9 protein-coding genes and 1 pseudogene are annotated in these 8,407 nt (G+C 66.1%); 3 read left to right on the top strand and 7 right to left on the bottom strand.

Translation table 11 applies throughout. The features are described from left to right. Positions 1-557: 557 nt before the first annotated feature. The 3 genes from ACWEQQ_RS44775 to ACWEQQ_RS44785 all read right to left on the bottom strand — a co-directional run bounded on the left by ACWEQQ_RS44775 (position 558) and on the right by ACWEQQ_RS44785 (position 3,036). Entirely contained in the window at positions 558-1,718 is a 1,161-nt protein-coding gene (locus ACWEQQ_RS44775; protein ID WP_452352531.1) for an IS110 family transposase, read from the bottom strand. Between the two features lie 438 nt (positions 1,719-2,156). Beyond that, on the bottom strand, positions 2,157-2,297 hold the full coding sequence (locus ACWEQQ_RS44780; protein WP_452352532.1) for a hypothetical protein: 141 nt from the start codon (positions 2,295-2,297) through the stop codon (positions 2,157-2,159). Between the two features lie 127 nt (positions 2,298-2,424). Next, the gene (locus tag ACWEQQ_RS44785; RefSeq protein WP_452352533.1) at positions 2,425-3,036 is read right to left on the bottom strand and encodes a TenA family protein; all 612 of its coding nucleotides are present in this window, start codon (positions 3,034-3,036) and stop codon (positions 2,425-2,427) included. Positions 3,037-3,422: 386 nt separating this feature from the next. Between ACWEQQ_RS44785 and ACWEQQ_RS44790 the strand changes: the two genes are divergently transcribed. Then, the gene (locus tag ACWEQQ_RS44790; RefSeq protein ID WP_452352534.1) at positions 3,423-3,683 is read left to right on the top strand and encodes an ATP-dependent DNA ligase; all 261 of its coding nucleotides are present in this window, start codon (positions 3,423-3,425) and stop codon (positions 3,681-3,683) included. A gap of 331 nt (positions 3,684-4,014) precedes the next feature. Then, the gene (locus tag ACWEQQ_RS44795) at positions 4,015-4,389 is read left to right on the top strand and encodes a VOC family protein (protein WP_452352535.1); all 375 of its coding nucleotides are present in this window, start codon (positions 4,015-4,017) and stop codon (positions 4,387-4,389) included. Positions 4,390-4,701: 312 nt separating this feature from the next. Here the strand turns inward: ACWEQQ_RS44795 and ACWEQQ_RS44800 are convergent, their stop codons facing one another. The 3 genes from ACWEQQ_RS44800 to ACWEQQ_RS44810 form a co-directional block, all read right to left on the bottom strand. Continuing rightward, positions 4,702-4,977 (bottom strand): hypothetical protein, encoded by a 276-nt coding sequence (locus ACWEQQ_RS44800; protein ID WP_452352536.1) that lies wholly within the window; start codon positions 4,975-4,977, stop codon positions 4,702-4,704. A 160-nt stretch (positions 4,978-5,137) separates the two neighbouring features. Beyond that, positions 5,138-5,383, bottom strand: coding sequence for a hypothetical protein (locus ACWEQQ_RS44805; protein ID WP_452352537.1), 246 nt, complete (start codon positions 5,381-5,383; stop codon positions 5,138-5,140). A 69-nt stretch (positions 5,384-5,452) separates the two neighbouring features. Continuing rightward, the gene (locus ACWEQQ_RS44810) at positions 5,453-6,373 is read right to left on the bottom strand and encodes an esterase/lipase family protein (RefSeq protein ID WP_452352538.1); all 921 of its coding nucleotides are present in this window, start codon (positions 6,371-6,373) and stop codon (positions 5,453-5,455) included. A 133-nt stretch (positions 6,374-6,506) separates the two neighbouring features. Between ACWEQQ_RS44810 and ACWEQQ_RS44815 the strand changes: the two genes are divergently transcribed. Then, positions 6,507-7,055, top strand: a complete 549-nt coding sequence (locus ACWEQQ_RS44815; protein ID WP_452352539.1) for a TetR/AcrR family transcriptional regulator — start codon at positions 6,507-6,509, stop codon at positions 7,053-7,055. 475 nt (positions 7,056-7,530) lie between these two features. Here the strand turns inward: ACWEQQ_RS44815 and ACWEQQ_RS44820 are convergent. After that, positions 7,531-8,407: pseudogene (locus tag ACWEQQ_RS44820) on the bottom strand (serine/threonine protein kinase); the annotation flags it as partial.

Here is an 8,407-nt window from a genome sequence, read left to right on the forward strand (position 1 = left end):
GGAATTGATTCTCGGGAATGCGGGCCTCCCACAGGAGAATTCGCTGCGGGAGGTTGCGGTGACGGAGAAAAGGATCGGAAGCCGAATTCCAGCGGGAATCTCAACTATCCGTGCGCGACGCCGCAGAAGTCCAGGCGGCCGCAAGCGAGGAAGACGCTGACCATCCTGCCGAGCACCTGCCCTATGTCCGACGACCCCGTCGCGAGCTGGCTCGAAGACCCGGTCGTTGCGACGGGTTGAACGGTGATCGGTGTAGCGACGGCTGCGCCCTTGGCTGCGGCCAGTCCGGTGAAAAGCACAGCGGCGGCGAGTGATGCGCGAAGCTTCGTTCGAGTGTCGAACTTGGACAACGTAATTCCCCCAACTGGGTAGGTGTAGAGGTCCCCGAGGCTACCGACTGTGAAGCATTCGCATTTCAAATCATGTGCCCCTATTTTTCGGGGCACTGTTCCGGCTGAAGGTCCCCCGTAACCTGAACAACCAGCGCACGGACTTGCGCACCGCACCCGCCAGCCAGGTCGCGTCAGGTGAACGCACTCTTCTGGCTCCCCTTTATGTCAAGACCGGGATGTGGGTGTGGGGTTAGCCTGGTTGGTGGGTCCGGGATGTGGCTTGTCCGAAGGATCGGGTGCGGGTTGAAGCCCGGTCGCGCTGGAGTCAGGAGTCGTTCCCGATTGCCCTCCCGGGCCTGCTGATTCACGTTTTCGCGGGTCGTCGAGTATCCGCGCGTAGACGGTGTTGGAGAGTCGCCGTTTGAGTGCGCGCATCGCTTCCATCGAGGTCTTCCCGCCCGCTCGGCGGGCGTCGTAGTAGACGCGCCCGGCGGTGGGGCGGCGCAGCTGGACCACGGCCATGATGTGCAGGACGCGGTTGATTCGGCGGTTGCCGGCGCGGGAGAGACGATGGCGTTGTTGATCGCCGGAGGAGGCGTCCCGGGGCGCGGTGCCGTTCCAGGACGCGAACCGGTCGCGGGTGGCGAAACGGTGAATATCACCGGTGTCGGCCAGAAGCCGTGCCGCGCTGGAGGGTCCGATGCCGTGCAGGTCCATGAGGGTCGAGCCGCGGTCGAGGATGAGTTGCCGTAGTTCTTTGTCGGCGGTTTTGGTTTTGCGGTCGATGGTTTCGAGTTCCTCGATCAGCTCGATGACCAGCCGCAGCTGGACCCGCCCGACCGGATCGCAGGGGCGCAGGTCGGTGATCAGGTCGCGGGCCTGGGGTGCGGACAGGAATTTCTTGGCGCCGCCGGGGATCAGGTCGAGCAGGATCCGGTGGATGCGGTTGAGGGTTTGGGTGCGGGCGCGGCCGAGTTCGTCGCGTCGGTCGGCGAGCAGGCCGAGTGCGACCAGTTCCGGATCGAGCTGGACGCGACGCAGGTTCGGGGCGTGCAGGGCGGCCAGAACGACCGAGTGGGCGTCGACCGGGTCGGTTTTGCGGCCGTTGCCGGTGGCGAAGACCCGCACCTGTGCGGAGAGTTTCGCGGGCACGTCGACTACGGTTTCGCCGTCGTGGACCAGGCGGTGTGCGAGGTGGCGGCCGATGCCGTTGCAGCCCTCGACCGCCCAGGCCCTGTCAGTGAATTGCTGTGCAGTGGTGAGCATTTCGGTATAGCCGACAGTGTCGGTGGTGTATCTGCCGACGGCCAGGATATGGCCTGCCGCGTCGATGATCTCGATGGTGGCCGAGCGTTTGTGTGGATCCATCCCGATGGTGACGGTCACCGGCGTCCCTTTCTGCCTCGCAATGGGTTGGTGTCCGTGCGAGGAGGGCACCGCTACTTCGAGCCGGGCAGACCCCTTTCCAGCCACTCCCGCACGGCACCCGGTGGGAGGCAAGCCATGAGAGAGCCACACCGAATCATGCTGGCGGGCAGCCGATTGACCGAGCATCGCACCGGGCACCTGGACCGAATCCTGGCCGGGACCCGGCCCTAACACCAGTCTTAAGTGGCCGATTACAGCGCTCTGCTCGAATACCAGCGATACGTATGTTGACCGGTGAGCAGTCAGTCGGTGGTGGGGAGGTCGTCGAGGATGGAGGAAACCGGGTGCTCTCGCATGTCGAAGATGCTCAGACGAACAGCAGCTGATCGAGAATCGCCACAGACTCGCCCACCGTGATCTCGAGCCTGCCTGCCAGTGAGTCCGTGTCGAATTCGGTTACGAAACGGCGTGATTCGCCGTCTCGGTGCAGTAGTTCTCTGGCACGAGTTCGATCCCCAGTTCCTGGATGAACTCATCCTCATCGGGTACCACGAACTGCTGGAACACGATGCGCTCCTCTCGGCGGGTGCTGCCCATCGTGCCGTCCTTGCCTCACGCATCAGCGGAGACACACCGCACCAGATGGAACCTCCAGGAATGGACCTGGGCATCAACGGGATCTCTCAGATCGAGGTCGGGCCGCTCACCGATATGGCCTATCGGTTCACCCGCGGCTGAGCGGCACATCCCAGAACGCGAGTTCGTGGCGCATGCCGGTCAGGAACAGCTCCTCCGCGTTGTCGCCGCCGGCTTCGTCGAGCATCTGGGCGCAGCGGGCGGTGAGAGCCGCGAAGCCGGGGTCGGCGTAGGTGTCGATCCAGCGCTGGTAGCGCGGGTCGGCGGGTGGGTTCTGTGCGAGGATGGCGCCGAGCGTCGAATAGCCCCACATGCAGGGATAGAGGGCGGCTAGGCCGTCGGCGTAGTTCGCGGCCGAATCCAGCAGGAACGCAGTGTATTTCGTGCATGGCTCGCCCTTGACGGCGCCGTCGAGGTCGGCGCCGAACTCCGCGGCCAGACCGCGGTGCAGCGAGATTTCGTCGTGGAAAGTGGCGTGTGCGAGGTCGACCAGGTCGCCGAGGTGGGCGGCGGGCGCTTGCCAGGCGAGGCGGGAGAAGACGCGGACATAGTCGAGCAGGAACAGGTAGTCCTGTTCCAGCCAGGAGCAGAACACCGGCTCGGCGAGTTCGCCTTTCGCGATCCCCGCCACGGTCGGGTGCGCCAGCTGCTCATCGACCAGCGGGCGGCCGAGCTGCTCCAGATGGGTTGCAAGACTCATGCGAGAAAGTCTCTCTTACTCGCCTGATCGCGTTGGCGGCGGTGTTGCACCGGGTAGCGCTACTTGCGCTTCGGCGGCACCGGTATTGCGGGTTCGGGAACTCGACGACGTCGCCGTTGACCATGACGTAGTCCTGGCCGCCACATCCCCATATCGGGAAGCTGCCTGCTCCGCGCAGAGCCCTCATCGCGGGCAGCGTGGCGCCCGGTGCGCTGAAGGTCAACGGGCCGAGGGTATTTCGGTCAGTCGGACATGCTGACCTACCGGTGGCGCCTCGCATAGATTTGGATCGTGGAGACGTACTCGGAGTTCGCGGCGAGTCTGTTGACCGAGCGACTCCGGCTGCGGTGTTGGCTTCCATCGGACGCGGAGGAACACCGTGCGCTGTGGGCCGAGCGAGCGACGACGACACCCGGTACGCCTACGAATGGAAGTACGACGGAATCCGCTGCCTGGCATGGATTTCCGACGGCGTGTGCTACATGGTCAGCCGCAACGGCAACTACCTCAACGCGGCCTTCCCCGAGATCTCCCACGCCATGGTGTCGCTAGCGGCGGGGCGGGACATCGCCCTCGACGGTGAACTAGTGGCCCGGACCGCGACGGGGTGCCGCGGTTCTCCCGGATCGGGCGCCGCATGGGCGTGACACGCCCGAGCCCAGCGCTGATCCGTGCGGTGCCGGCGTGCCTGTATGTGTTCGATCTGCTGGGTTTCAGCGGCCGGCCATCGCGACCAGCCCCAGTTGCGGGCGGCACCCCACCTGGCTGCTCCGCTGGTCGACATGGCAACGAAGACATCAACACCAGGCAAAACCCGCTCGCTACCAGCGAGGACAGGCACTACAAACCGAAGTGATGCTGGAGCTAGGTCAGGTACTATGCGTCGGTCGAGACTGTGACCGCACCCGAGCTGCAAGCTAGAGGAGGCCACCCATGACTACTTCACAACAGTTCGAGTTTCCCCCGCGCGACGGTTTCGTGGTCACCCATTTCCTCGTCGTCTCCGACCAGGACAGATCGCGCGACTACTACCGGACTGTGTTCGGCGCCCAGGTTGTGCATGACCGTGACCCCGTCATCCTGCAGTTGGCCAACACTTGGCTGATTCTCAACGACGGCGGTGGTCCGACAGCGGACAAACCGACCGTAACCCTCACCACGCCGCAAGACCCCGACACGGTCAGCGCCTTCCTCAACATCCGCGTCGCTGACATCTACCAGTCGCAGCGCGAATGGACCGCCCGAGGTGCGGATTTTCTGACCGAACCAGTCGACCACCCCCACGAATTCCGCTCCTACATCCGTGATCCCGACGGCCACCTCATCGAAGTTGGCCAATCGAAGGGGCCCTGATAAAAGCAATCGCCCACGAGTTTCGTTCTCGATGAGGAACAGATGCTAGGGATCGAACTCGTATGCTTGTGGTCCGACTGGAACTTGCCCGTAAGGGGCGCCCTCCTCGTCGGACAGGTCCGGAGGCGGCCTGTGAGGAGGAGCTGGAGGGCGGGCCGAACGCGGTCGCCCCCGCTCGAGACTGCGACGGGCGGATCATCGCCGTGCTCAGCGTCTTCGGGCCCTCATATCGGCCGGCCGCCGCTCGATTCTCCGAAATCGCCGAGCATGCAATGGAATCCACCGTCGTTATCGGCTGCCGCCCGACCGGGCCTAGGGTTCGTGCACCGCAGACCTGATCGCGACGTGTGCGAGCAACCACAGCAGGGCGATGCCCAGATGCCGGGTGACCTCACTCAGCGCGTTGTCCAGTGCCACCCAGGTGGACCCCGGCCGGGGGTGTAGCTGCACGACGGTGTCCGCGTGGCAAATTTCGACGCGGCAGACCTTGTCATCGCGGGCGCACCCGGCGACCGGCCGGTGTGCACCGACGACGACGTGGGCCTCACCGCCGCAGCGGCTGACCCGCCCGCTGATGAACATCTGCACTCCAGCGCTCCCCCTCGACCGATTACGTGACCGCGCGATAGTTCGACGCCGCTGGGCCGGCGGACTGCTTGCATCGATCGTTTTCCGAACGGCTGTCGGCATGGGGTGTACCCCTACACCACATGAGGTTGCGGCCCCAGGACGCCATTCGCCTTGTAGTTCAATGGCAGAACTTCTGCTTCCCAAGCAGTTTCAGATTCCCGATCGCCTCGGCGATGACTGTGATCTGGTCGTCGAGATCGAGAATCCAGTCCTCGATAGCGGCGGTGGTAAGTCCGGCCGCCAGTGCGGCTTCGAGCTCGCCGTGCGCGCGTGCCCGAGCCGTCCGCAGCGCGGCGAGCGTGCCCTCGACCGTCACTTCTTGCCCGGATTGCTCAGTGCGAGTGGGGAATTCGCAGTCGATCATGCGTTGGCCTTCGTGTGGGTGCGGATGTCAGGGCTGGGATGGGCGGCAGGCGGCTCGACTGTTGGATTGCTATCGACCTAGCGGTCCTGCGAAAGGCAGGACGACCGTGCAGGAGACGGGTGTGGCGTGCGCGGGGTCGAGGGCATTGAGGACCACGCGCGCAGTGACCGGATCCGCGGGCAGCTCGTAGTGCTCGGTGTAGTCGGTCGGGCAGAGGTCCTGCAGCACCACGTCGTCGACATTGGGTCCGTCCAGCAGGCCGGTGGTCCAGGGGGTGGCGATCTCGTCGTAGCGGGAGACCACGGTGGTGAACCGGATGTCCGGTGCGAGAGCCGGGTCCGCGTTCAGGTCGATGGCGACCTTCGAGCCGGGCGAGAGCTGGCACGGCCCGCACTGTGCGGCCAGTTCCGCTCCGGGCGCGGTGGATTCGAGCAGCGGCTGCAGGTTCGCGAGGCCGCTGACCGTGGAGCCGTGCAGCGGCGCGGCCAGCGCCACGTAGTGGTCGATCTTCGGGATGGCGCCGAGGTGGTTCAGGGCGTAGAACGGCACCGCGCCGCCCATCGAATGACCCACGAGATCGACCTTGTCCGAGCCGGTTTCGGCGCGCACGCGGTCGATGAAGTCGGAGATCTGCTGGGCGCTGGTCTCGACCGGCGTGATGGCGCCCATGACCGGGCCGAGCGCGCCGGTGCCGTAGGTCGTGGTGAACACGCAGTAGCCGGCGTTCGTGAGGACCGCGGACAGGGTGTTCCAGGTGACGGTGTCATTGGACAGCCCGTGCAGCAATACCACCGGATTCGGGTGCGCGGCAGCGGGCTTGCAGGACCAGTCGTTCGCGCCGGGCGGCGCCTGCCCGGGCGCGGTGAGTTCGGCCGCCAGTCCGCCGAAGTAGCTGTAGGAAGGATCCGGCTCGTCGGCCGCGGCCGGGTGTCCGGCGAGCGCGGCGGCGAACAGGACGGCGGCGGTGACGCAGCGGGTGGCCGATCGCATGGGTACTCCCGGGGATTCGTGCCGGTCGGCCTCGCGATGCCCCCTACGCGCCGCGCATGACCGACCGGTCGGTCATAGGCTAGCCGCTGTGTACCCTCGGAGGGAAGACACAGCGCAGGAAAGGATTCCGGCCATGCCCCGACCCGCGGAACCGGGCCGCAACGCCCTCCTCGACGCCGGGGCGGAAGTCGCCGCGCGCACCGGCCTGGCCGGACTGTCGGTCAATGCCGTGGTCCAGGCCGCAGGCATGGCGAAAGGCACCTTCTACCATCACTTTCCGGATCGACGCAGCTATGTCGTCGCCCTGCACCGCCGGTATCACGACGAGCTGACCGGTCTCGTCCTCGCCGCCATCGGCGACCTCACGCCCGGCCGCGAGCGACTGCGCGCCGGTCTGGCCGCCTACCTCGACGCCTGCCTGGCCACCCGGGGCACCAAAGCCTTTCTCGCCCAGTCTCGCACCGAGGCAGATCTGCTCGACGAGGTGACCGCCCGCAATCAGCTGGTCGCCGCGGCGATCGTGCCCGATATCGAACAACTGGGCTGGGCGGCCCCGCCCGCGGTGGCGCTGCTGGTCATCGCCATGGTGGCCGAGATCGCACTCGCCGAACTGTATTCCGGCGCAGCCCGCCCCGACCTACGCGCCGCACTCACCGCATTGATCGAGCGCACGCCGACCTGATCGCTGCCGCGGTCACCGCCCGTAGACGGCGAGCCCGGCCCAGCTCCGACCAGTATTCGCTGGCCTGAAAATTGTCCGCGCTGCTGACCAGGCAACCACCGTTCGCCGCAACCAATCCTGGCCAGGTCGTCGCCGGGCACCTGAGCAAACCGGTTGGGCGTAGCTACGGCGACCCGGTGCAGACCGGCGGCGGTCTGTCGTAGATATGACGGCCTGTGCAGTTCGTGGCTCCTGGGCCGCTCATCGTGTGGACCAAGGCCGGGCTGCGGCGTCTACATCGCGCGGTGCTCGATGAGCTGGGCAGCCAAGGCTTGATCGACTGGTCGCGGGCGGTGATCGACACGGCGAGCGTGCGCGCGAGGTCGGTTCGGTGCATTCGATCATCGCCGCGGCCACGCTACACCCGCAGATCGTCGCGGCGATCGAGCGCGGCTTGGCCGGCGCAGCCGCCTCCTAGCGTCCCGCGCCGGAGTGCTCATGCGATCTCGACACCCGATCGCTTCTCGACGACCCATTCGAGGGCGCGCAGGTCCGCGTCCAGTTTTCGGAACAGCCAATAGGTGGCCACGAACGCGAGCCCGGTGATCCCGCACAACCACAGCACCGAATTCGTGATGCGGACGCGCTCGTCCGGCTCGAGGTAGAGGAATCCGGTGAGCACGGCGACCAGGGGCACCGATGCGGCGATGCCGAGGTAGACCGTGCTTCGTCGGTGCAGTGCCCGGAGGTGGACGGCATCGCGAACGGTCGTGTGCCCGTGGCGCAGGTAGATCGGGTAGACGCAGCGGACGATGTAGAACGCCTGCAGGAAGAACATGTAGGAGACCGCGATCGCGCCGCACACCAGCACCAGCATCGCCGCATGGGCCAACAGCCGCGGCGGACGAGCGGCTATCGCGCCGAGCAGGGCCACCCACACCCCCGCGCCGATCATCCAGAACACCAGGGTGAACATCACGTCGAAGTCGGCCCAGAACAGGGTGCGTGATCGGACGCGGGCAAGCGTCGCCTCGTCGTAGCGTCTGCCCTTGCGCAGGCCGCGGGGCACCGCGATCAGATGCCGGCACAGGTAGACCCAGCTCACGATGGCCAGCGGCCAGGCGATCAGATGGAAAGTGTTCGAGGCCTGGATGAGCTCCGAGTGGACGGCCCCTGACGGGCGCCCTCTGCCGAACTGCAAGCTCTGCCCGTACAGGTAGACCAACGCCGGTCCGACGCCGACCAATGCGATAAGCCACAGGATCGGGACGGGATGACGCGAAAGCCGTGCCCGCCAACTGTTCTCCGGTGGATAGACGAGGTCACGGGCCCGCTCGTCGAGGCACAGATCGAACTGCACAGCCAATTCCGAT

It is taken from the genome of Nocardia sp. NPDC004123, assembly GCF_053603795.1.